General features: G+C 49.6%; 13 protein-coding genes. 7 read left to right on the top strand and 6 right to left on the bottom strand.

What is annotated here, in order from left to right; translation table 11 throughout:
* Positions 1–166: 166 nt before the first annotated feature.
* The 3 genes from AM1_RS08380 to AM1_RS08390 all read right to left on the bottom strand — a co-directional run bounded on the left by AM1_RS08380 (position 167) and on the right by AM1_RS08390 (position 9,885).
* Entirely contained in the window at positions 167–766 is a 600-nt protein-coding gene (locus tag AM1_RS08380; protein ID WP_012162396.1) for a DJ-1/PfpI family protein, read from the bottom strand.
* A 380-nt stretch (positions 767–1,146) separates the two neighbouring features.
* Positions 1,147–1,893: a hypothetical protein gene (locus tag AM1_RS08385; RefSeq protein WP_012162397.1), complete on the bottom strand. Its 747-nt coding sequence runs from the start codon at positions 1,891–1,893 to the stop codon at positions 1,147–1,149.
* Positions 1,894–2,103: 210 nt separating this feature from the next.
* Positions 2,104–9,885: a choice-of-anchor I family protein gene (locus AM1_RS08390; RefSeq protein ID WP_012162398.1), complete on the bottom strand. Its 7,782-nt coding sequence runs from the start codon at positions 9,883–9,885 to the stop codon at positions 2,104–2,106.
* Positions 9,886–10,951: 1,066 nt separating this feature from the next.
* Between AM1_RS08390 and AM1_RS08395 the strand changes: the two genes are divergently transcribed.
* From AM1_RS08395 to AM1_RS08405, 3 genes are all read left to right on the top strand, one after another.
* Positions 10,952–11,920, top strand: coding sequence for a sodium-dependent bicarbonate transport family permease (locus AM1_RS08395; protein ID WP_012162401.1), 969 nt, complete (start codon positions 10,952–10,954; stop codon positions 11,918–11,920).
* 631 nt (positions 11,921–12,551) lie between these two features.
* Positions 12,552–13,781 carry an LL-diaminopimelate aminotransferase gene (locus AM1_RS08400; protein ID WP_012162402.1) on the top strand — a complete coding sequence of 410 codons (1,230 nt, stop codon included), beginning with the start codon at positions 12,552–12,554 and terminating at the stop codon, positions 13,779–13,781.
* A gap of 18 nt (positions 13,782–13,799) precedes the next feature.
* A complete protein-coding gene (locus AM1_RS08405; protein ID WP_041659401.1) occupies positions 13,800–14,642 on the top strand; it encodes a sulfurtransferase in 843 nt (280 codons plus the stop codon).
* Between the two features lie 62 nt (positions 14,643–14,704).
* Here AM1_RS08405 and AM1_RS08410 read toward each other — a convergent pair whose 3' ends face one another.
* Positions 14,705–14,908 (bottom strand): DUF6887 family protein, encoded by a 204-nt coding sequence (locus tag AM1_RS08410; RefSeq protein ID WP_012162404.1) that lies wholly within the window; start codon positions 14,906–14,908, stop codon positions 14,705–14,707.
* Complete coding sequence (locus tag AM1_RS44410) at positions 14,905–15,081, bottom strand: DUF6888 family protein (protein ID WP_390610029.1); 177 nt, start codon at positions 15,079–15,081, stop codon at positions 14,905–14,907. Before AM1_RS44410 ends, AM1_RS08410 begins: the two co-directional genes overlap by 4 nt.
* A 146-nt stretch (positions 15,082–15,227) precedes the next feature.
* On the opposite strand from AM1_RS44410, the gene AM1_RS08415 reads away from it, so the two are divergent.
* From AM1_RS08415 to AM1_RS08425, 3 genes are all read left to right on the top strand, one after another.
* The gene (locus AM1_RS08415; RefSeq protein ID WP_012162405.1) at positions 15,228–16,199 is read left to right on the top strand and encodes an aspartate carbamoyltransferase catalytic subunit; all 972 of its coding nucleotides are present in this window, start codon (positions 15,228–15,230) and stop codon (positions 16,197–16,199) included.
* Positions 16,200–16,608: 409 nt separating this feature from the next.
* The gene (locus tag AM1_RS08420) at positions 16,609–16,875 is read left to right on the top strand and encodes a hypothetical protein (RefSeq protein WP_012162407.1); all 267 of its coding nucleotides are present in this window, start codon (positions 16,609–16,611) and stop codon (positions 16,873–16,875) included.
* Positions 16,872–17,552: an energy-coupling factor ABC transporter ATP-binding protein gene (locus tag AM1_RS08425; RefSeq protein WP_012162408.1), complete on the top strand. Its 681-nt coding sequence runs from the start codon at positions 16,872–16,874 to the stop codon at positions 17,550–17,552. Before AM1_RS08420 ends, AM1_RS08425 begins: the two co-directional genes overlap by 4 nt.
* Positions 17,553–17,576: 24 nt before the next feature.
* Here AM1_RS08425 and AM1_RS37535 read toward each other — a convergent pair whose 3' ends face one another.
* Positions 17,577–22,400 (bottom strand): G8 domain-containing protein, encoded by a 4,824-nt coding sequence (locus tag AM1_RS37535; RefSeq protein ID WP_012162409.1) that lies wholly within the window; start codon positions 22,398–22,400, stop codon positions 17,577–17,579.
* Between the two features lie 1,149 nt (positions 22,401–23,549).
* On the opposite strand from AM1_RS37535, the gene AM1_RS08435 reads away from it, so the two are divergent.
* On the top strand, positions 23,550–26,003 hold the full coding sequence (locus AM1_RS08435) for a cellulase family glycosylhydrolase (protein ID WP_238549196.1): 2,454 nt from the start codon (positions 23,550–23,552) through the stop codon (positions 26,001–26,003).
* The last annotated feature ends 27 nt before the right edge of the window (positions 26,004–26,030 follow it).

Genomic DNA, 26,030 nt, shown 5'->3' on the forward strand with positions numbered 1-26,030 from the left:
CTGTGAGGCTTAGGCAAAGCATTCTTTACAAAGCATAAAGAAAGTTTGTCTTTGTTGCATAGATTTAGCTCACCGTCAGTATGCCCATCTGCTATCCGTATTAGCAGCAATCGCCTGCTGATATGCAAACCCGGCTCAAGAAAATTGAAGTATTAAAGCCACATGATCAAGTAAGCACGGCTTCCGGGTGTTCAATCTGAGTGCCTAAAACCTGTAAAAACGCAGATAGCCATTTGGGATGAGCAGGCCAAGCCGGTGCGGTGACCAAATTGCCATCAATTAAGGCATCATCCACAGCCAGATCTACATATTCCCCACCCGCAGCAGCAACTTCTGGGCCACAGGCTGGGTAGGCTGAACAGCGCTTTCCCGCCAAAACACCTGCAGCAGATAGCAATTGGGCTCCATGACAAATTGCTGCCAAGGGCTTATTGGTTTGAGCAAAGTGCTGCACGATTTGGATAACTTCGGGGTTAAGGCGCAAATACTCTGGGGCTCTACCACCTGGAATGACTAGTGCATCGTAATCGGCAGCAGAAACCTCTGCAAAGGTGGCATTCAGCACAAAGTTATGGCCCGGTTTTTCACTGTAGGTTTGATCGCCTTCAAAGTCATGAATCGCTGTTCTTACGGACTCACCAGATTTCTTATTAGGACAAACCGCATGTACGGTATGACCGACCATTAACAATGCTTGGAAAGGAACCATGACTTCATAGTCTTCGACAAAGTCACCCACCAGCATCAAGATTTTTTTGCTAGCCATCGCGATTGGCCCCCATGTTGAAGATATTATTCTAAGCTTTGGACTTCTCCTTTGAGAATATCAGCCAAGTTCCCAGAATAGTCATCACAATTGTCTCTGTGAACCACCCCATCTCATAGGATGTTGTATCTCCCCCACTCAGCAGTTACGCCATCTCAATCACCCGAGGGAGATTGAACGCAACGATAGCTGCACTAATGATTTTCTTGAGTATCTTCATTGAAATTCACAATCAATCAAAAAAGCTTCAGGATCTCGGTTAGTTAAACCAATCCCTTCGTCAAGCAACGGTCTAAAAGGCAATCTCTACCTTTTAGAAATATTGCGTTATTTCCAAAGAGGACCCAGGTAATTGGGAGCGCAGGACAGCCGATAGCGACCTAGAGCACCATTTCATTTTCTACAGCTGGCGGTGCTATGGGGATATCTGCACCGGGTTGAGACGATGGTGCATGGGAAGCACCCAAAAAGCGTTCATTGACTAGTTGTTGGAACGTAGCAACCGTTGATTGCCAAAGCTGAATCCGTTCGATGACATTCTGGACTCGTTTAATCCCCATATCTCCACGCACGGGATAATTAAAATTCCCGGAAAAGACGACTGCAGAAACCGATTGTCCATCTTGCCCTTTCAATTTGGCTTCGTTAATAGACAGGTTGAGCTGCCCTTGTTCCAGTACATAACTCAGCTGAATTGCCGCTTGAGCAGGCGCTTGGCCAAAGTCTTGCCAAGCCCCCTGAGCAAACAACTGGTGAAATAGAAACTCATGGGCTCCCCGATGATTGTCGAAGAAAGGGACGAGTCCTCGAGGGTTAACCCCCACCGCCACATAATCGGCATTCGGGAGTTTCTCCGCAAATCTAGCCGCCATCGAATTGATCAAAAATTGAGGCTGATCTTTAGAAGGAGCCACCTGAGCAAACGCCACCCGATTGGGCTGAGACGTAATGCGAACACCATTATCGTAAGAGATACGTGCACCACTATTCGAAATGACAGGCTGCTGATCGTACTGCCAATCCGAAGGCACAATATCGCTGTACTTCAGAAAATCAGGATTGAGGATGGATGGGCTGAGATCTTTAGCGGCAATGATAATACTAATTTCTTGAATCGAAATACTCATGCGGTCGTCCCCTCACAAACAGAAGTAATGTCAATGGCCTGTCATCGGAGTGATTTACAGGAGTTAAACAAATGACTCTCTAAGCAATAAGATCATCAAGATTTAACGATATTTCTTTCATAACTACTGCAAAGCCGTTCCTGACAACACCAGAATCATACACCTAACGTATGCTAGGTCATTCAAGGAACAGCTTAATTAAACTAGAGCCTAGACGGCTGAATAGTCTTGGATAGCTAGATCTGTCAGAGTCACCGTGACCCCTTTCAAAATTAACAGGGTCTGCTCTGAGCCATTCAAGGAGATGCGAGTATCGCCATCATCGGTTGAGGCGCTAAGTTGACCTAGGGTTAATCCGTCAGCAAGGCCTAAGATATCCTGGTCAACTTCAAAATCGAGGACGGTATCTTGGCCTTGACCGATTTCAAGGACAAACCAGTCTGCACCAGATCCACCCGACAGATGATCTCGCCCTCGGCCCCCGACTAAGGTATCATCCCCAGCCCCGCCAAAGAGCTTATCGGCTCCAGGACCACCCGTTAGCAAGTCGTTATCAGCCCCTCCGTAGAGGGTATCTCTACCTCGGCCACCTATCAGGGTGTCATCGCCAGCCTCCCCTAGGAGACGATCTCGGCCTCGATTTCCTGCGATCTGATCATTGCCATCACGGCCAAAGAGGGTATCTCGGCCTCTCAAGCCTTTGATATCATCTGCTTCAGCTGTTCCTCGCAGGACATCTCGACGGTTGGTGCCCGTAATTTCATTAAAGACAGGCACAACCGCATCAATGACGGTATCGTCCCTGAAATCGAGATTCTGAATCCGGGTATCTTCGGCAGGAGCGGTTTCTGAGGCAGCAAACGCAGGCGTGGCTGGATCTGCATCTGCAGGGAAGTTCGCAGCCAGGTACTCCGCTAAGGCATCTTGCTCGGTCCCTGGATCGGCAAAGGTAGCAGCGCCAGGATCCGTGAGCACGTCGGGTAAGTCAATCCGATTGGCCTCGGGTCCGGTGGGGAAGGGGTAACCATCACCGCCATCGGCTAGGAAATTAAGGGTGACAATGCGGAAGGTGCGGCTGGCATCGCCGACAATGTCTCCATTTTGGACCACAACATCAAGGTCATTGCCATTCTCATCCGTAATGGCTAAGGATTGCACCCGATCGCCAGCAGGTAAATCTGGATCAAAGCTGAACTGAATCCCCGCAATTTGGGGGAATTGGCCGGGAGTGGACCCATCAGCCGTTGCTGCCACACTATGCTCAATTACCGCTAACAACTGATCGGCAGTTAAAGTCAGCAGAGTCAGGCTGTTGTTAAAGCGGAGGGAGTTGTCAATATCGAGCTGAGAGATTTCACCTTCGGCTTTTCCAGAGATGGGGTTGGCCTGGGGCGGTAACTCATTGCCGTTGGCATCAATTTCGCCAATGGGGGCTCGAATACCACCCCCGTTTTTCAGGGAAATCACGACGGTATCGTCAAAGGTTTTGGCGGCGGCCAAGTTGGCATCTGCGGTCAGGTTTCCTAGATTGGTCTCTTCCGTCCGCACACTTTCGCGGCGACCATCGATAAAGACTTCTGAAAGCCCAAAGACATTGCCATCTTGATCCGCTACCACATCAGAGACGGCATCGGTGAGCTGTTGAACGGCAGTCGCTTTGTCAGAGGATGCGATCGCATCTCCCACATCCGCCGTCCCATAGACCGTATTGACGACCTCATCGGTGGTGGCATAGGCTCCACTCACCGCTGGATCCAGACTGTTGGTGAGGATATTGCCATCGGCATCGAAGTCTAATGCCAAGCGACCCAGATAGCTATATTCCCCATCGGTACTGACCACCAATACGGGATTGCCGCTGGCGTCTGTAGTTTCAAAGGGATAGTCTCCGGCGGCCACATCTCCGGGGCGGAGGACATCCATCGAGTCTGCCAGGAGGGTATCGGAGCCACCCGCAATAATCACATCAACGCCATCTAGGAGGCCCGCCAGTTCTTGCTCTAGGGCAAATTGCTGCAGGTGGGACACCAAAATAATTTTGTTAATGCCCAGATTGCGGAGGCGATCCACTTCTGGCTGGAGGATAGCCGCTAAGGCGGCCATATCATTAGTTTGTGGGCCAATTACCGTGGTGCCAGTGGGCGAGGAAATCGTTTCCAGTAACTGTGTCGTGGCCCCCAGTACACCAATCTGCTCACCGCCTTCTTCAATAATGGTGGATGGGGCAATTTTGGGGGTTGGTGTCCCGGCTAAAGATTGTTCGGGTCCGGTGCGGAAGGCGGTATTGACCAAGATGCCGTTGGTAAAGACATCACTTAAGTCGGCATCCCCGGAAAAATCGAGATTAGCGGACAGATAGGGGAACAAGGCTCCCACAGACCGATCGTCCCCTAGACCTGGATCGCGGAAGTCGGGTTCGATAATGCTTTCAAACGTATCTGACCCTAAATCAAATTCGTGGTTACCTACTGCCGAGGCATCAAAACCGATCAGGTTCATGATCGAGATATCGACACGACCGCCCCCTTCTCGCAAACCAGCATAGAAGTCGTCAATGGCATCGCCATCTAGATCGGCGGGTAAGCCGAACAGGTTGTTGTAGAGTTCATTGAACAAACCGCTATCGCGAAACGCGGTGCGATCGCCCGCCGCATTGAAGAAGGGACCAGCTAGATAGTTGTCGCCTGCCGACAGGATAACCGTGTTCTCGAACTCATCTTCAAAGAGGTCCGTTAGGGCCGCAAAGTTGGGGGCGCGACCGATGGCATCCACGCCGCCCTCTAAATCAGAAGCATGGAGAATTTGCAGGGTAAAGGTGCCGGAGCCGCTGCCGGGACCGCCTCCATTTCCGCCGCTGCCACCGCCATCCTCAAGGGTAAAACGACCCACAATCGGCTCATGGTCGCTGGCCACGATGGAGTCATCAAAGATGGCCTGACCATCATCTCGAACAAAGTCATTGTTGACATGAACAATATCAAATTCGGCCCCTGCTGCCAGGGCGTTGGTGGCAAACTGATGATCCAGTACTTGGGCATTGCCATCAAAGATAAAGGTGTAGGCATCATCGGTCTCGACGGCCTGGGGGACCAGACTGGTTAGGACTTGTTCATCGCCGACTCCCGGCAAAATCTCTAGCAGATCGTTAGTCGTATCAAAGGTGTTCAGATCCCCCGCCACAATAATATTGGCGTCTGGATTGTCCGCTAATTGCGCATCTACAAAATCATTAACGGCTTGGGCCTGGGCTTCTCGGGCGTCTTCTCCAGCCTGGATAAAGGGTTGGGTGGCACCAAAAATCGGTGAAGACCCAAACCGGGATGAGAAGTGGTTGTTAATGACTTGCACTGTTTGACCGTTAAATTCGAAGTTGGCGGCCAAGGGCGTGCGGCTACCCTCAAAGGCATCAGGATTGCTGGCCCCTGCGGCGGCTAGCACTTCAGGCGTCAACAACTGCAGAGAGCTGTCATCAATAGAGACGCGGTCAGGGTTATAGAGGAAGGCATTGCGAATATTGCCACCGGGCTGCCCTCCAAAAGCGCCATCCTCCGGATCAATGGTGCGGAATTCATAGGTGGGGCCACCTGCGGCTGCAATCGCATCTACGAGCATTTGCAACGTTTGATCGGCAGCCGTCGTACCATCATCGACACTACCCGAGTTATCCTGAATCTCTTGCAAAGCAATGATGTCAGGTGCTTGAAGATTATTGACAATCTGGGCTGCTAAGCGATCAAACTGACCATTAGCGACATCCGTTGAACCATCCCCATCATTGGGGTCTAGGTTGAGAACGTTGTAGCTAGCCACCGTTAATTGGGTATCGGTGCCGACCAAGGTCGTGATTTCTGGCTCTAAGCCACTGGGAGTGGGGGTAAAGGCTTCAGTGACATTGACTTCAAAATTGCCAAAGCTGTAGCCGACGACTCCGGTGACATCGCCGGGCTGATCGCCAACATTGAGACCAGGGGGTTCAAAGCCATCGGGGAGAAGATCCGGGTCAAACTGGATTTGAATCCGCTCAGGGTTTTGATCGCCCGTATTATTGGGTCCCGAGACCAGATTAAGGGTACCGCGATCGGTGAGGGCATCATCAGGAGAAACATTTGCCCCCTGATTCGGGAGGGTAAAGGCTTCTGCCGAAAACCGGTTAAAGACCCGAGTCGGCGAGATCGCCACGGCATCTTCCACGGTGACCCGCATGCCTTCAAGGCTTTCGAAGAAGTCAATGGCATCGTTCTCTGGATCGTACTCACCTGGATCCATTTGCAGATTCACGGGCAGCTCATCCGCGCTAATCACCGTATCGTTGGAGGGCAGACGGCCGTTCTCACCCAACACGGTGGCAGTGGGCAGCGCATTACCACTCGATAAGACTTCCACCGCATCCACACTCAGCTGTGTAATCGATAAGTTATTGGTGGAGGCCCCGCCAGGAATCAACTCTGACACCTGCCCCGTCAGTTCCAGTTCATCGCCAATATTGACGGTAGGGGCACTGCCCGTAAACACAAAAATGCCGTCGGAAGTGCGGTCATTACCGTCTCCAGCGGCATCTTGTAGGTAAAATCCATTGAAGTCAACGGCGGTAACGATGCCCGTGGTGGTAACCGTTTCTCCCTCGAATTCCGACAGATGGCCTTCACCCTGGATATCGAAGATCTTGACTTCAGGAATAAACTCGTAAACGGCGACGGTCTCGCTCTCTTCATTCGTGACCACCAGTAAGCTCTTGCCGTTAGGGCTGTCATCCGTACTAATAAAGGTCAATCCTTCTGGGGCAATATCGGCATCATCGCGGATATATTGCAGGAATTCTGGAGTAGTCGGATTGGTTACGTCATAGACCAGTACACCGCCCCCGGCTCGTTCTAGACCAATAAAAGCATAGGTACGGTTGCCCACCTGACCGATGGTAACGGCTTCTGGCTCTGCCCCTTTGTTATCGGAGCGACTATCAAACTCAGCAGGGTCGCCATCATCGGCGTTGAATAGTTCTGGGGCTAGTTCCGCCGTAATTCTGGCGATTTGATCACCACTGTCGAATACTTGGTTGCCAACTTCATCCCAAATGCTAAAGGAGCGGCCCCCATAGGAAAACAGCTGGTCAAAGTCGCCATCGCCATCAATATCGCCGTCGATGGTGGAAACTTGCAGCCGCCCTAACTGATCTTCCTGTTGTAAGGTCGCTGCATCCGGGAAGGCAGTTGGATCGAGGGTTAGGTCGGCAATACGCGCATCTTCATCGCGGGCATCCCCTTCATTGGCAGTGATGTAGTAGGTTTTGCCGTCAATGGCGAAGGATGCGATCGCATCCGGTTGATACAACCCAAACACTGGATGATTCTGCAGATTGATACCGCCATCGCGATCGCTCGGATCTAGCGTATTCCCCTCTCCAAACTGAATAAAGCCCAGGGTGATGGGGGCTGGATCAGGATCTAGGAGAACACTGCCATCTAAGGGGATTTCACCGCCTGCTAAGGCAAAGTCATTATCATTCAGGACCACCAAGGTGCCATCGGGGAGTAAGGCTAAGCCTTCCGGTTTATCCCCCGCCAAATATCCGAGGGAGGGTAAATTGGTGGTTTTGATTTTGTTGACGGGCTGAATACCAGCGGCAACTAAGGCATCTGCAGATTGCTGCTCTAGGGTGCCATTTTCAAAAATGCCAACTTCATCCTCATCGAGAGTGAGTAAATTGGTTGCAGCAGAGATATCGATCTCGAAGATAAACTTCTTGGCGGTATCACCCACGGCGAAATCCCGCTCAATCACATAGAATTTGCCATCCCCGGCAAACACGGCGTCCCCGATTTTGTCCACTCGCCCCCCGGAGCGCACTGCTGGGTCTTCCAAGAGATAAACGTATTCAGCGACGGGCTCACCCGTAGTTGTATCAATCCCCAAGATGCGGATCACATCAGAATTATCAGAGGCGGCCCGATCAGGATTGGCCAGCGGGGTTTGGATAAAGGCATACAAGATACCGGTTTCATCATCTAGCGCGACGGCTTCAAACCCGCGATTTCGGCGGCGATTGATATATTCTGCGGGTAAGGTTTCCGTGCCAAAGGTGGCGGTCTCATTCTCCTGATCGTCCCCGCCGCCTGTCCCGGCCTGGGCTGCAGTCCCTTCGGGCACATACCGATTGAGCAGTACCCCTTCTGGTGAGAACTGGTAAATTGCCGGACGATACTCATCCACCATCCAGAAATTACCGTTGGCATCCTTCAAAATGCCTTCAAAGTCGCCTCCAAAGGGATCAAAGGCCAGCGGATTACCAAATAAATCTACCGGCTGCTCATCAACGGCCTCATTATTGATATTGGAGCGCCCCGTAATCGGAGTACCGTCCCCTTGGGTGAGGAAAATCTGATCGGCAATGGTAACGCTGGTCAGATCTGGGGTCACTTCTAATTTGACAATCCGAGCCTGATAATCCGGTAAGGCAAAGGGGCGCTCATTGATGCCATCCCCATCCACATCTAGGGTGTCAGGATTAGGCCCCCGATCTGGAATCGTGTAAAAAATCAGATTGCCAGAGCTGGAATCGGTACCGCCATACCACAGTCCGGATAAGCCGCCCAACAGAATCTCTTGACCGGCTGGCGTCGTCCCCAGGCTGGGTAAGTCGTCGAGGGTCAGCTGCGTCAGCTGGGCAGGCCCTCGACTAAAATCTTTGGTCCCCAAGGGCAGGATGTCCGTTACGGTTGCTGAGACGATATCCACCACGGCAAAGGCATTATTCTCCTGCAAGGTCACGAAGGCGGTGGTGCCGTCGGGGGAAATAGAGATAAATTCAGGTTCGACATCCTCAGAGGTGGTTTTATCAGGGAAGATCCGCACCCCTTTAGCTCGGAGTTCTGCTTCCCGGCCATCAAAGGCTGTGAAATCAGCCGTTTGTATGGATAGGTTGTCGAAACCTGCCGATAAATCAATAATGCTAATCGAGCCTGCTGGGTCAATATCGTCTTCAGGCTCGCCTTCATTCGCTACCAACACTTTGGTGCCATCAGGGGTAAAGGTGAGCATATCCGGTAGGGAACCCACTTCGATCTCACCCAGAAGTTCCCCATCGCTGTTGAGGAAAACCACGGTGCCGTTACTAGTGGCCGGATCGGCCTCAATTGCTACAGCAATAATGCCGTTCTGGATGGCAACGCTATTGGCCCCAGCCCCAAAGCTGGATAAGTCAATGGCGTCTAAGGCTTCAGGCTGGGTCGGATCCCTCAGATCCACGACCTGTAATTCCGTTTCCCCCGACACGACAAAGAGTTTTTGAGAGGCAGGGTCAAAGGCGTTAATTTCAGCCCCGTTGTCGAGGGTGACTCCCCCAATTTTGGTCAAGGGGCCATCCGAACCACCCGTTGGACCACCATTGCCGACCGTCAGAGAATCGGTGGGCAATGTCAGGGGGGAATTGCTTCCCGTCCAATTACTGGCATCACTAATCGCGGCCAAAAGTTCAGTGGGGGACCCCGTTACTGGACCGCTGTAGACGGCGTTATCTACCTCTTGCGTGGGTCCAGCGCCTGCACCTACAGCAACTGCGGTAGTGCCGATTTCAAGGCCAGGGGGTAGCGCAGATGTGTTTGAAGAGGTTGCATCGGCCTGGAATTCCGTGCTGTTGGTCAGTAAGGCGAAGAGAAAGGTGGGGTCGGTGGAAAGGCCCTGGAAAGCAATAATTTGATCGCCACTGGTGGATAGGGAAAATCCACTGGTGCCTACTCCAGTATCATTATCGGCAGTGAAGTCGGCATTGTTTTTCACAAAATTGATGACCGTACCTGCGGTCAGAGCAGCTGGTGCAGTGTACTTCACGGCTCCTTCGTTGGCCCGAAAACTGCCATCACTGAGGACGCCACTATCGGTGAACCGAATTTCTGTACCTGCATCGATATCGACGAGTAGGACAAAACTAAAGTCATCAGGATTATCAGCATTGATACCGATAATTGCGATGTCATCAGCAGAGAGGGAAGTAGCCATGAGCATTCCTAAGCAAACAGTAAAAAACAACCTGAAAACTTAATCGTCTTCAGAAGAGACCTAAATATGAGCAATTTTTCGGCTGCTTAATTTAGAGCCGAAGTAGTAATGAGTGAATTGAGAAAGTAGATTCTTCGTTAACCGTAAATATTGCCATCCCCCAACGAAGAATCATGCACGTGAGAAGCACTCCCAAAGTATTTGTCCAGCAGTATTAAAAACGTCTAATACTGCTTTAGAAGTACCGTCAGTAAGCCTCGCAGAGGGATGTAAAGACGAGCTAAACTAAAGATTAAGAAGGCTTCTAGTTGCGGTTAAGTTTTGATTATGTTGAAAAAAACAAAAATAAACTAAGTTATTTCTTAATGCTTTGCAGAATATCGAAATAATCTACCCACACTTTGCCCAGGCTAAAAAGTAAATTTGAAATTCTAAATCTTTGGTAGCTATTCTGTCTTTCTCTTCGCTTTTATATTGGGTGTTTGCAGTAGACAGGAAGATAACTATTTAAGTAATAGTTGCTTTCTTTTTTTTAGAAAAGTAACCAATAAAATACAGCGGTTTTACCGCTAAAAGATCTCTATTTTGATGACTACTTTGTGGAGGACTGATTCTTATTAAAAAAATGAGGATATATTTTTGTGTGAATCAAAAGCTATCAACGTCAAAATTGCAGTCCCCAAGCGTTCTACATCATTATTAAATGAATAAATATTAAGTTCAACTGGGTTAGCATCTGTGCTCAAGGATATTTCTGTATATGAGTACAGATTCGCTACCTTATTTATTGCGTGAATTAATCTGTCTTTATTGTCTTTTAATACTTTTGAATATCGAATTTATTCTCTATGACGAGTTTAGATTAATCTTTAATGAAGAAGCGTTAACCTATAGGATGTTTAGCGCCTTATTCTGTATGAATTTATACATCTTTAAACTGCTGGAATAAGCAGTTTTTTCACTCATTGACATCTGGTTGCCGTCCACGTTAAACAAGGGTTTGTCAGAGAAATCATCTCTTGATAGTTTTTTGTGCGTGCTTTCTGTTGCATCCGGAGGAGTCCATATGGACGTCAGCCTCATCGTCTCAAATATTCTGAATCCACCCGTTCTATTTTTTTTCTTAGGTATGACGGCTGTCTTTGTTCAGTCTGACTTAGAAATACCTGCCCCGATTCCGAAACTCTTCTCGCTGTATCTGCTGTTTGCCATTGGGTTTAAAGGTGGAGTTGAGCTGGTTAAAAGTGGGATTACCCAAGATGTGATGCTGACGTTGGCTGCTGCGGTGGTGATGGCATGCTTCGTGCCACTCTACACTTTCTTTATCCTCAAAATTAAGCTAGGGAATTATGATGCGGCTGCGATCGCAGCCACGTATGGTTCCATTAGTGCCGTTACCTTTATTACTGCCAGCGCCTTCCTAACCGAGTTAAGCATTGATTTTGATGGTTTTATGGTAGCTGCCCTAGCGTTGATGGAATCTCCCGCCATTATCGTTGGCTTAATTTTAGTTAACCTGTTTGCCGCCAATCGCGAACAAGACTTCGCATGGGGCGAAGTCCTCAAAGAAGCCTTTCTCAACAGCTCCGTTTTCCTGCTAGTGGGCAGTTTAATTATTGGTGTCTTAACCGGTGAGCATGGGTGGGAAGTTCTAGAACCCTTTACCCAAGGGTTATTTTATGGTGTGCTCACCTTTTTCTTACTCGATATGGGGTTAGTGGCTGCTCGCAGAATTAAAGACTTGCAAAAAACCGGTGTTTTCTTAGTTGGGTTTGCCATCCTGATACCCATCGTCAATGCCGGTATCGGGTTAGGCATCGCCAAACTCATTGGCATGTCCGTTGGCAATGCACTGTTATTCTCAGTGCTTTGTGCCAGTGCTTCCTACATTGCCGTTCCCGCCGCCATGCGAATGACTGTTCCTGAAGCCAATCCAAGTCTCTATGTTTCAACAGCCTTGGCTGTAACCTTTCCGTTCAACATTATTGTCGGCATCCCTCTGTACCTAGCTGGAATCGAGTTTTTATGGAACTAAGCGCTTGTTCCTTTGAATACTGTGTAAAGTTTTAGATGCTTCAGCTCAGTCAGATGTTAATGATTATGCTGTCATCCGTAATGTTGCGGGAATAGGCTGGTGAGTTAGAACTGGAGCTTAGACCAAACGAGGCGGGATACTGTTTATGACCGTATTTTTTGCATCCCTAACCTCTTAAAAAGATATAAAAAATAATCGTCCTCTTTTGCACAATTTTTGGTAAAGCTGTTCCGTCACGGATACCCCAGAAATCCTATTAGCGCGCTATTGGAGCAAGATTTGTAGCCTCTACTTTGGGTTCGCCTAATAACAACTTTCTGCAACCATTTATCTACTAAATGGATTTATTAAAAAATTTTACTACTGGTTAAAAATCAGTGTTTGCACGGTGAAAGAAGCAGAAAAGACAAGCGAACATAAACAAAAGCAAGTGTTCGTGGTTTAAAAAATGATGCCTAAACGATTCTTCAATCACTGCATGCATGTTGGCTTATGGTTGTGCGTCGCCTCAGTCGCATTGCCTCTAATTGGCAGACTGTAAGTTAGGGAATGATGTTGTCAATTTAGCGAAACCGACTCAGTGGAACAGTAACGTTCTAAGCTGGTTGAGAGTGTTCATCGCTAAGACAACATGGCAACGATTAACGACAATTATTTAAAGCTCAAAGCAGGTTACTTATTTCCTGAGATTGGTCGCCGAGTCAGCGCATTTGCTGAGGCCAATCCCGACGCACCGATTATCAAGCTTGGTATTGGGGATGTGACCGAACCCCTACCTGAAGCCTGTCGAAGTGCCATGGTCACCGCCGTTGAAGACATGGGGAATCGCGATTCCTTCAAAGGCTATGGTCCTGAGCAGGGCTATGGCTGGTTACGGGAAAAAATTGCCGCCCATGATTTTCAGGCCCGAGGTTGTGACGTGGATGCTGGGGAGATTTTTATCTCTGACGGTTCCAAGTGTGACTGCGGCAATATCCTCGATATTTTTGGCGATAACAACACCATTGCCGTCACCGATCCGGTGTATCCCGTCTATGTCGATACCAACGTCATGGCCGGACATACGGGTCCTTGCAATGATCAGGGCGAATATGAAGGACTCACCTATTTACCGATTAATGCGGGCAATAATTTCACGGCTCAGATTCCCAGCCAAAAGGTGGATTTGATCTATCTCTGTTTCCCCAATAACCCCACTGGAGCGGTGGCGAGCAAGAGCCATCTGCAAGATTGGGTGAACTATGCCAAATCCCACGGCTCCATCATTCTGTTTGATGCCGCCTATGAAGCCTTTATTACCGATCCCGAGATTCCCCACTCCATTTATGAAATTGAGGGGGCCAGAGACTGTGCGATTGAGTTTCGTTCCTTCTCTAAAAATGCCGGATTTACCGGAACTCGCTGTGCCCTAACGGTTGTCCCCAAAACCTTAATGGCCAAAGCAGCGGATGAATCCGATGTCGAACTCTGGAAGCTGTGGAACCGTCGCCAATCCACCAAATTTAACGGCGTCTCCTACATCGTCCAGCGCGGGGCAGAAGCCGTCTATTCTGAAGCGGGTCAGGCCCAAACTAAAGCCCTAATCAGCTTTTACTTGGAAAATGCCAAAATCATTCGTGAGAAATTAACGGCTGCTGGACTACAAGTGTTTGGTGGCGTTAATGCGCCCTATGTGTGGGTGCAGACGCCCAATGGTATTTCTAGCTGGGACTTTTTCGATCAGTTGTTGCATAAAACCAATGTGGTTGGCACCCCTGGATCCGGCTTTGGGGCAGCGGGTGAGGGCTATTTTCGGATTTCAGCCTTTAATAGCCGGGCCAATGTGGAAGAAGCCATGCGGCGGATTACAGCAAACCTCTAAGGAATTGGGGCTGGACCAATGGCACATGTCGGTAATGTGGTCTCATCGCAATGGCTGCATGAGCATCATGAAGATGCACAAGTAGTGATTGTGGACTGTCGGTTTGCCCTAAGCGCCCCTCAGCAAGGGCGAGAGCAATACCAAGCAGGTCATATCCCCGGTGCCTATTATCTAGATTTGAATAAGGATTTATCGTCTCCTGTGCAAACTCATGGGGGACGACATCCTTTGCCCAATCTGTCTCAATTTGCAGCGAAGCTCTCCCAGATGGGCATCACCTCAGAGACCTGGGTTGTGGCCTATGACGATAGTCGGCAAGCCTTCGCTTCACGATTATGGTGGTTACTGCGCTATCTCGGCCATGAAAAAGTAGCCGTTTTGGATGGAGGATTAGCAGCCTATCAAGCCCACTATCCCATCACGACTGATATCCCTGAGGTTCGATCAGGAGAGTTCCAAGCCAGTCCTAATCCTGGTCAAGTCGTGGATATTCAGACGGTCAAAGCCCAGAAAAATCAACCCAATGTAACGGTGGTGGACTCTCGTGCCCATGAGCGTTATCTTGGCAATCACGAACCTATCGATCCAGTCGCAGGCCATATCCCAGGGGCAGTTAACTATCCTTGGCAAGCCGTAACAAATGAAGACGGTTTTTTACGCCCTTCTGTTGAATTGCAAGCTCACTATGCTGACTTAGAAAATGTTGATGAAGTGATTGTCTATTGCGGTTCAGGAGTAACTGCTTGTGTGAACCTGCTAGCCCTCGACATCGCAGGTATAAAAAACGGCAAGCTCTATGCCGGGAGTTGGAGTGATTGGTGCTCCTATCCTCTAGATGAGAATATGGAAGCTCAAGTTTAGAAATGGCAGTTTCCTAGCAATGCTGATAAGCATACTCAAACTTGCGTCAAGTCATCGATGACTTATTTTAGTTGTTGGACTTTCTGTTGAATTAAATGCTCGACTTCTTCAATCTCGGATTTTGACTGTGGTGCTTTAAAAGTGGTTGAAGATGCATCGGCTGTAAAGCGATCAACGAAGGCACGAAATGCGTCTTTATCGTCAGGATGAGCAATGACATAGGCGCGCAGTTCAGCTTTTGATGTTTCATTGAAGTCAGGCTTCATGATAAAAACCTCCAGCGGCCATTAGGGTATATCTCTATCTCTATATTATCGCCCGCTAAAATAAAGACGTTGCCAGTTCGCTCATCAAGCCGCACCACAAAAATAGGCATGAAAGAATTAGTGAGTGATTGGCATAGCGTGACACACATAATGCCTTGATTAGCAGTTGGCAAAATTTATACTCTTACACACAGATAACGTTGTTCAGATTAGCAGACATAGAGAATGAACAACTGAGTCGTCCTAGCCAAATCCCGATATACTGCTTGCAGCAATTGGAATTGCCTAGCCGACCTTCGTTAATTGTAGTTGGGTGCTTATGGCTGAAACGACCTGGAATCGTCACCATGTTTTGTCTCTAGCAGACTTTAGCGCCGATGAATTGAATATCGTCTTGCAAACGGCCAATAGTTTCAAAGATGTGCTGTATCGCAAGACCAAAAAAGTCCCCACCTTGCAGGCCCGATTAGTCACCAACCTTTTCTTTGAACCGTCCACCCGTACCCGCAGTAGTTTTGAGCTGGCTGCCAAACGCCTCTCTGCTGATGTCCTCAACTTCTCTCCAGGCACCTCTTCTTTGAGCAAAGGGGAGACCATTCTGGATACGGCCAAAACCTTCTTGGCGATGGGGGCAGACATGATGGTGATTCGCCATCAGCATTCGGGGGTTCCCCAGATGATTGCCCAAGCCATGGACGATCTGGGAGAGCAGGTCGGTGTTCTCAACGCGGGTGATGGGTTTCATGAACATCCTTCCCAGGGATTGCTGGATCTGTTTACCCTATGCACAACCCTAGATCCGGATCAGCCAACTACCCATCTACTGACGGGTAAAAAAATTGCCATTGTCGGCGATATTTTGCATTCACGGGTGGCTCGTTCGAATCTCTCTAGCCTAGTCACCTGCGGAGCAGATGTGCATTTGGCAGGGCCACCGACCCTATTGCCCAAGGAGTTTGCAGACTATGGTGCGCAAGTCCATTGGTCCCTAGAACCGGCCCTGGAACAGGCGGATTTTGTGATGACGCTGCGATTGCAGCATGAACGGATGAGCCAGCATTTGATTCCCAGTATTCGGGAGTATCACCAGCAGTTTGGGATTACCCGCGATCGCATCCAGCGATGCCAACCCCAGGTCAAAGTGCTGCACCCCGGCCCCGTCAATCGAGGCGTCGAAATCAGCTCCGATCTGATGGATGACGAAAGCCTGAGTCTGATTCCCCATCAGGTGACCAGTGGTATTGCTGTGCGAATGGCTCTGCTTTACCTGATCAGCAATCGCAGCAGGTAGGGCAATAATTCTATCCATCCAAACTATGTCACAAAATCGCATGTAAACTTTATTAACAATAATTACAAACTTTCGATTTTTGTGGTAATGAGGCTACGCTAAAAGCGTACACATTTTACTTGCCAAATGAAAGGTTCCCCAATGTTTTCCTTGATCACCATCAACTTCTATCCACGAGAATCAGCAGAAACTGTTCAAAGCCAACAGAAAAATTGGTTCTGGAGGTTGCTTCGACGAAAATTTCGGAAGGAATCATAGTTGTTTTCTGTTTTTCCAACCTCAGGTTCCGCCAGTCAAGGCGGGAATTTGCAATACTGGAACAGGACAATCGCAGGTCTTATACCTATAATTAGGACTTCAGACCTGTTTATTCCTGTGAATGCACCTCATACGGCACCTTTAACCATATATGTACACCATTGACATTTCCCTTCGCGGCACGCCTTTAGGACTCTCCGTTCAACGCAAAGAATCCGCAGATGCTGAAGCACTGTATCAACAGGTCTTAGCCGCCATCAAATCAGGGAATCCGACCATTTTAGAAATGACGTGCGATCGCGAACCTGATAAAAAAGCCGCCGTTCTCGTCAACGAAATTACCGCTGTTCAACTATCGGATAAGTCTGGAGGAGCTGGTGCAGGCCGCGCTGCGGGCTTCTTTGAGCTAGGGGCATGACCACCCCTGCCATCCAACTGCAGAATTTATCCTTTGGATGGTCTAAAGATCAGCCCGTATTGAAAAACTGTTCACTGCAGGTGCCCAAAGGCCAGTTCTGGATGCTGCTGGGCACCAATGGCAGTGGCAAATCGACGTTGCTGCGGCTGCTGGTGGGGTTACTCAAAGCCCAATCAGGACAAATCGATGTGGCCCAGCCCGTGGGGTTTGTGTTTCAAAACCCTGACCATCAGCTGGTCATGCCCACCGTCGGGGCAGATGTGGCCTTTGGCCTAGTGGAAGAAAATCTGTCCATGGTTGAAATTCACCATCGAGTCAATGAAGCCCTAGACGCCGTCAATTTGATCGATCTGAAACGGCGTCCCATCTACGCCCTGAGCGGTGGTCAAAAGCAACGGATTGCGATCGCAGGTGCAATATCCCGTCATTGCGAAGTCCTGTTATTGGATGAACCGACGGCCCTTCTGGATCCTGAAAGCCAAGGAGACCTGGTCGCCCAGGTCCAAAGACTGGTCAAAAAACGAGGCATTACCGCCCTTTGGGTCACCCACCGCCTAGAAGAACTCGACTATTGCGATGGCGCGTTTCTCCTGGAGCATGGCCAGGTGATTGACCAGGGCCAACCCGAATCCATGCGCGAGAAATTGATTCAACGATGGCAATCCGCCTCTCGCTAAGGGTTTAGCAAGTCAGGCTTACCGCTAGACAATCTGGATCTGGCCTGCACCCAAATTCGCTTTGTTGAGCAAGGTGCCCACCAGAATCTGCTGAGCTGCACCACTCCCATCCGCATCGTAAAACAGCTCACCGTTAGCTTGATCGTAGATAAATCGCTGCTCTGCAGTGGTCGCTGCGGCCCCCAGAGCAAACTGCTGAGCGGAGATTAGACCTAGAGGGAGGGTATTGAGCTGGGCAGAACGGAATGCGATCGCATCTTCACCCACCACAAAATCAGCAATCGTGCCCTTATTGTTAGCGGTGGCCTCTAAAACAAAGAGATCGCTGCCGCCGCCACCCACGAGATAATCTTGTCCAGCACCACCGGTCAGGGAATCATCTCCATCGCCACCATTTAAGTTATCGTTGCCATAGGATCCCCAGAGGATATCATTGCCCTCATGGCCGCTGAGGGAGTCCTCGCCATAGGCACCGTTGAGGTGGTCATCCCCTAGGCTTCCCCCTAAATAATCATCTCCATCGCCCCCATCGAGGGTATCCTTGCCTTCGCCTCCCCAGAGGGTGTCATGGCCTTGATGGCCTCGGAGAAAATCATTTCCACGGTAGCCATCTAGGGTATCGTCTCCCCAGCTTCCCCCCAGATAGTCATCGCCATCGCCCCCTTGGAGGCTATCATCGCCATTGGCCCCCCACAGGTGGTCATCTCCTTCGTGACCATTGAGAGTGTCATTCCCATTGCCACCATCCAGGCGATCATCCCCTAAACTCCCGCCTAAATAGTCATTACCATCTAGACCCTGGAGGGTATCATTGCCCGCAGCTCCCCAGAGGGTGTCATTCCCATCATGACCATTCAGGGAGTCATGACCGTCTCCCCCATCTAAATTATCGTCACCATAGGACCCCCAAAGGGTGTCATCTCCTTCATGACCATTGAGGGTGTCATTACCCCGATGGCCATTGAGGTGGTCATTGCCTAAACTCCCGCCAAGGTAGTCTTCCCCCTCTCCACCATCGAGGGTGTCCTCACCTTCTCCACCCCAGAGGGTGTCATTCCCTTGATGCCCCCGGAGAAAATCGTTACCACGGTATCCATCGAGGGTATCGCTGCCCCAACTACCGCCTAGGTAGTCGTTGCCGTCACCGCCTTGGAGGCTATCATCCCCATTGGCCCCCCACAGGTGGTCGTCTCCTTCGTGACCATTCAGGGTGTCATTTCCATTGCCGCCATCCAGGCGATCCTTACCTAAACTCCCCCCTAAGGAATCATTACCTTCTCCCCCATGCAGGGTGTCCTCACCTTCGCCACCCCATAGGGTGTCATCGCCTTGATGGCCGTTTAGGGAATCATTGCCGCGATAGCCATCCAGGGTATCACTACCCCAGCTACCGCCTAGGTAGTCATCTCCATCTCCACCGATCAGGTTGTCGTCTCCCTCGGCGCCCCACAGATGGTCATTGCCCTCATGGCCATGGAGGAAGTCATTCCCCTTGCCACCATTGAGGTGGTCATCCCCTAAACTGCCCCCTAAATTGTCATCCCCCTCTCCCCCATCGAGGGTATCCTTACCTTCGCCACCCCAAAGGGTGTCATTGCCTTGGTGGCCCCGGAGAAAATCATTACCGCGATAGCCATCCAGGGTATCACTGCCCCAGCTGCCGCCTAGGTAGTCGTTGCCGTCACCGCCTTGGAGGCTATCATCGCCATTGGCACCCCACAAATGGTCATCTCCTGCATAGCCATGGAGAAAGTCATCTCCATCCCCTCCATCCAGCCGATCGTCTCCTGCATGACCTGCTAAATAGTCATCTCCGTCCAGCCCTTTGAGGGTATCATTACCATCCCCCCCGTAGAGTTTGTCATCCACGGCTCCACCGGAGCCATTGTCATCAAAGGCCGTCCCTCGAAAAATCAGAGGCAGGGTGTCAATACGAGTCGTACTAACAGGCACAGGATTGACGGAACCATCCCCTGTGAGCAAAATATTATCGACCGCAACCCAGTCATCTCCATCATTGGTCCCCACTGTATTGATTTGGAAGACTAAAAATTGGTAGCCCTCACCAAAATCGATATCCCAAGAGAGGGTTGTCCAATCAAAGTCATCGCCGCCAAAGGTCTGTTGAACTAGGACCTGACGCTCCATGGGTAATGCACCCGCCTGGTAAGGCCCCTGGTTGGTATTGGCGTTGTTAAAAAACTCGCCATTCACCCCCCACAGACTAATCGTAATTTCGTTATTTTCTCCAGTGCCGCCTTCCAGATTGCGCAAGTCCAGGCTGAGGGTTTGCATCCCTCGTCGCACCGCACTGTCGTAGATAATTTGTCCAAGATTGGAACGACTCGCCGCTTCCTGGGAGAGGACCACGCCCCCGCCTTGACCAATACCAGCATCCCAGGAGACGCCATCAGCTGCGTACCATCCTAAGTTGGCACTCGTACTATGGTTGATACCGTCCGTTTTAAAGACTGGATTGACGGAAAAATCGCCATTACCAAACGCATTGACATATTGAGTTGGCGTCACCTCAATGGTTTGCGAGAGGGAGCGAGTCGCCCCATATTCATCCCAAATCTGTAGGGTAATGTTATGGGAGCCGGCTTTGTCAAAAACATAGCTCGTTTGGCGACCAAAGCGATCCGCCACATTGTCCCCATCAAAATCCCAGGCATAACTTACAATTCCCCGACTTGGGTTATCGATAAATGTCGAATCTGGATCAAAAGAGGAGCTGGCATCAAAGCCCATCGCCAGTCCCCCAATGGCTTGACTGGTAAATAGAACCGAGGGGGCTAAGTTGCCAGGGACATCTGAAAACGTATTATTGCCCTGAATCTGAAAGAAAGAGGGGAAGTCTGGATCCTTAATCGTGATATGGGGCGGTGTCAGGCCAAAATGCTGGTCATTATTGACTAGAGTGCTATCTTTTAGCGAAGACCCCACAAAATCCCTATCAGCATCGTAGGGGACCGCTATACCGGTCTTAAAGCCTTCAATATGCAGATTGATGTATCGCTGCTCTAACGAAGTGTCATTGACATGAACCCCTGTGCCAATGGGTTGACCAGAATGAATTAACCCATTGATGAGGTCAACATTACCGCTATACCGTAAGAGCACCCCATTGTGGCGAATATTCCACAGGGCAAAATTATCAATTACGGACCGATAATCATGGGCCGTAAAGGTGGGCACACTGATGTTTAACTGGCCATCTTGATTGGTCTTGCGAGCCCAAAGGCTAATACCCGATTTTGAGTTATAGCTCTGAAAACCACTGAGTTTCCGTAATGGCACCGCCGCTACATCAATCGTACTCTCGTCTGCAGTACCTTTAGCGATATCCTGCAAATCCGGTGGCAGAATGTTGACATCGATGGTTTGTGCATCGCGAACGGATTCTGTGCCGGCGTCAAGCCCCAACAGTTCGATGGCAGATCCAGCGGCACTCACGGCAATATTATCAATGATGGCAACCTGAGCCGCCCCTTGCACCCAATAGCCATCGCCATTAAAGCCAAAATCAAAGAGATTGGTGCGAGGAGATAAAGGATTAATATCATGGCTGGGGCTGGCATCCCCGGTGGTTTTGATGGTCAGATTGTTGCGCCAAGTGCCAATTTCGTTCCCCGACTCGGCAACAATGCCTGCCCCCACCACATCAAAGACGACATTATCTTCTAGGACTGCATGACTATCGTGGTGGACAATCCCCCAACCCGGACTGCCAACGACGGCATTGCCTTGGGCCACAGCGGGAATGCCATTAATATCCTCAGCACCGGTCCGATGGAAATGGAGGGCATACCGACCTCTGGGATTGGTCCCTGTACCGACGGAACCATCCACGTTCTGGCCAGGATCATCGACGATTAAATTCTTATCAGAACGGCCTAAATTATAAAAACCAGCATTGAGCACCTTAACATCAGCATTGTGCATAAACATGACGTGTCCACGCTGCTGATTCGGAATTTGATCTGCATTCTCCGTCTCAAACACAACATTGCGGCTGGTATTCGCAATATACAAATTCACCTGATCTTGTAATCCGTCAGGCCTTTTATGATCAAATCGGAGAACCGAGTTATCTCCAGTCAAAATATTGTTGTTCGTAAACCGAATTCGATTGCCGTTGATTTCTGTAATCGTCAGCACTTCATCCTGAAAACGGGTGTTATCGGCATTGGAGCCTCTCCAGTTGTAGGCCGTACCGCCCAAAACAAGCTGATCGCCGACTTTCCAGCCCAAGGGGCCACTCGCTCCGTCCAGCTTGAGCACCAGCTCGTTATCCCCAGCCATGGGATCCTGCTCTAGAGCCACAAAATCTAATTTTTCGGCACCGTAGATTCTGGCTTTACCATGGCTGATCAAACCTCGGCTGAGCTGCCTTGGGTCCCACTGGGTATCGATGGGACTATCACTGGTAAAGGTGATTCGGGTGGTGACATCGGCTTGGACCGGATTATCTTCCGTACCAATCAGCAATATCCCTGACGGCGAAACAGCAAAGGTATCTAGCAATAGCTGCGTATCTTGATCCGAAGAAAATTGGAGGGTGCCATCTACTCGTAGCGTATCAATGCGGGCAGCACTCTCTTGGTCATAGGTAACCTTGACCCCGTGGGCAATCACAACTTTGGCGTCATCACCAGGGATCTGCCCACCTTCCCAGGTATTGGGGTCAAACCATGATCCATCCCGTATCGCTTTGTGGGTGGCTTGGGAATGGGGGACGAGATCCAAAAAAGCTGCGTGCTCATGTTGTTTGCCTGGATTATCTGCATGGGGTTGCCCCATCCCCCCATGAGACATGGGGTGGGCCGTATTTGGTGTATGAGACATACCAGAGGTATGTGAAGCACCAGAAGTATGTGCAGTACCCGGTGTGTGTGATGTGTGTTGATGAGTTTGCATAGAAAACTGGATCTTGCGATCGCAAGATCTCCCCCAAAAAAAGATCAAAGTCTGGTCCTACGACGTCAGCGATAGCAACCAGTGAACAAATTTTTTACTGCAACAAACCTAGATAAGCCACGATTACTTATCTAGGTTTGTTGCTATATTCTGAATTTCTAAAAAATACTGGGTGAGTTCGGCTCAGAGCAGGAAAATAAAAGCATGGCAACCTGGTAAATACAAATCCTTAGGAAATCCAAAAATCAAGAAATAGCCAGATAAACTCTTTATATAAATATTAATCTCAAAAATGATGCACCCTGCATTTTGGATCAATTTTTTCTAAATATTTAGAGAGTTTATTGGTTCTGGCTATGCCTAAATCAGATAAATTTTGAGCCTAAAGAATAGCCCTATACTAGTTATAGTACCCATTTCATGGCGACAGCTCTACATAAACAACTCGGTCCAACGTATATTTTCTCTATATACATAAAATATACAAATACTCAAACCGAACCACAAAAAGCCAAAATCAAAAAATATTTAATTTCTAAATTAACAACAAATACCCTAAAAATATAGACATCCAATAATCACAGCGGAGAAAAAATATTTTTCAGTATAAATATATTTCAGTTATTTTTATCCTTAAAAAATGATTCAAATTATACTTATTTTCGATATTTTTTTAAACTAAATACGACCATTCCTTCTCGATGGCAAGGCGCTTTAAAGCAGAGATCAGGGTTGGCGACTAGATGATTGCCCCAGCCCCCTGCAACGTCATGGCTTATCAGATCCAAATGGCTTAAAAGATCTAAGCTATGAAGAGATTTCTGGTCTAGAACAGAGATAGGTCACTGGCTAGACATGTTTTAATACCAATTACCCAGCTAGTTGACCTGTATAGCTCGCCGAAAGCATTGAAAATAAGCCAATCATTGAAGTCAAACAGTTCATCTCCACATGAAATTGGTATGAGACCATCGGATAGAAACTTCTTTAGGGATAACCAGTCTCATTCAAACAGCAGGTCATCACCGCCTTGTTATCAGCTCATATTATGCGTTCAACCTCTAGGAGCTTTGGTGTATGTCTCGTCGTCAGCCATGGCTAGACAGGCAGCTAGCTAAATACCCATTTTTGATCCAACGCCGATGGTGGAGACGAGGGTGCATTAGTTTTTGCCTAGGCCTTTTCCTCTGGGTGTCCTGCTCGATGGGGAGTATATCGGCACAGTTCAATCCCAAACAGCTGGAAGTACCCGATGGCTTTGGGGTGGCCATTCATTTCACCGACCCCAAACCGGGCGAGATGGATCTGCTAGAGGCTTCAGGGGTTCGTTGGATACGAGCCGATCTGGTGTGGTTACGGACAGAAGTCAAAAAAGGTCAGTACGACTTTTCAGCCTACGATCGACTGCTGGATCAATTAGAGCGCCATAATCTCCGGGCCATTTTTATCCTCGACTATGGCAACCCCTTATATGATGGCGGTTTTTCCCCACACACCGATGCTGGGCGTCAGGCGTTTGCTCGCTGGGCTGTGGCTGCCGTCAAGCATTTCCAAGGACGCGGAGTCGTCTGGGAAATGTACAACGAGCCCAACATTTTGCCCTTTTGGAGTCCTCGCCCCAATGTCCAGGACTATATCAAGCTGGCCAAAACTGTTGGTAAAGCAATTCACCGGGTCTATCCTCAAGAAGTGATTATTGGCCCCGCTCTTGCGGGTAGTGTGAATAAGCCCGGTCGCCAGGAATTTTTGGAAGCCTGTTTTCAGGCTGGCTTATTGGAAGACTGGTCTGCTGTTTCCATTCACCCCTACCGAATCACACGACCTGAAACCGTAACTCGCGACTATCGCCAATTGCGGCTGTTGATCGCCAAATATGCACCGCCTGGCAAGAAAATTCCCATTATTGCCGGGGAATGGGGCTATCCATCATCGACGGCTTGGCGGCAGGGCAAAGTCATTGATCCGACGACCCAGGCTAAATATTTAGGGCGGCAATGGTTAAACAATCTGGCCAATGAGATTCCCTTATCCATTTGGTATGACTGGCAAAATAACGGTCCGAAGGCAGAGGATCCAGAGCATAATTATGGCCTGATTGGCTATGCTGACCCCAAGCAGAATCGACCGACCTACGAGGTTAAACCCGCCTATCGGGCTGCCCAAGCCCTCAATCAATCCCTAAAAGGCTTTCAGTTCAATAAACGACTCGATGTTGGGCGTGCGGATGATTATGTTTTGCTCTTTAACCAGGGCAATCAGGTCAAAATTGCGGCCTGGACAACCGCACAATCACCCCACACAACCGTTATCCCCACCAGTCCTGGATCGTTTCGTGCCCTGGATTATCTCGGCCAAAATCCCAAAACCCTGAAAGCGACGACTCAAGGACTGTCTTTATCTCTCACAGATGCTCCTCAATATCTAACCCCTACCCAGCCCAACGCCCTCCTGCAACTGGCCGCCGCCTGGGAAACGCTGCCGCTGGAGCAGGTCGTACCGGGCTCTCAAACCATTGACGTGCCTCTACGCCTCAGAAATCCCCTCTCAACTCCCATTCAAGTGAATACGGGTACCCAAATCGCGACCATTCCCCCTAGACAAACCCAATCCCTGGTAACCACGGTAACCCCTTCGCGTCAGGGCAAAGCACAGCCTCTGCGCTTAGAGTGGCAGGTTCGAGGCCTTGGTGTCTTGACGCAACGGACGGATCTGCTGCTCACCAATCCTTTGACCGCGACCATTTTGCCCATGGGGGCTAACCAGTTAACCGTCGTTCTTCAGAACCCTGCCGGAACGGCTCTGAAAGGGAGAGCAACCCTGACGAATCTCCAAGGGTTAGGGGTCACAACCCGAAGCCAACCCATTCAGTTTGCCTCCGGGGAAACCCAGAAATATCTCAAGTTCAAAGCCCGACGCACGCAAAGTACCTATCAGGCCGGGTTAGAGGTGACAGAAGGGGGGACCCTGCATACCTTTCCACCTCAGCAGTTCAAGACTGTGATTAATTTTGCCGATCTAAACGCAAAGACGGTGGGTCAGGCGCTGCAAACTATTCCTGGGGGGGATGCGAAGGTGCGATCGCAACAGTCCCTAACCGTGATACCGTCCGCCTCTCGCTATGCAACCACTGTGGGCCGCAACGTGCTCAAAATCACCTATCAATTCCAAGCCGGGTGGAAATATCTACACCTACTCCCCACCCGGCAGTACCAATCTCGATTAAGCATTCAAGGCCGCCCCCAATCTCTGGGACTTTGGATTCACGGAGATGGGAGTGGGAATCAAATTTCTTTACGGTACCAAGATAAAACTGGGCAAATCTTCCAGCCCAAGAGTCAGGTCATCACCTGGAAAGGATGGCGGTACATTACCTTTGCCTTAGATGGCCAGGATGCCACGGTATGGGGAGGGGCAGCCGATGGGATTGTTCACTATCCCATGCAGCTCAATTCCCTGCTCGCCATCGATAATGCCAAGAAACAGGTTACCTCAGGGGAAATTTATGTCGGCCAGCCCACTTTGGTATGGTGAACCATCGACATACATAAGCACGAAGGT

It is taken from the genome of Acaryochloris marina MBIC11017 (assembly GCF_000018105.1).
Lineage (GTDB): Bacteria > Cyanobacteriota > Cyanobacteriia > Thermosynechococcales > Thermosynechococcaceae > Acaryochloris > Acaryochloris marina.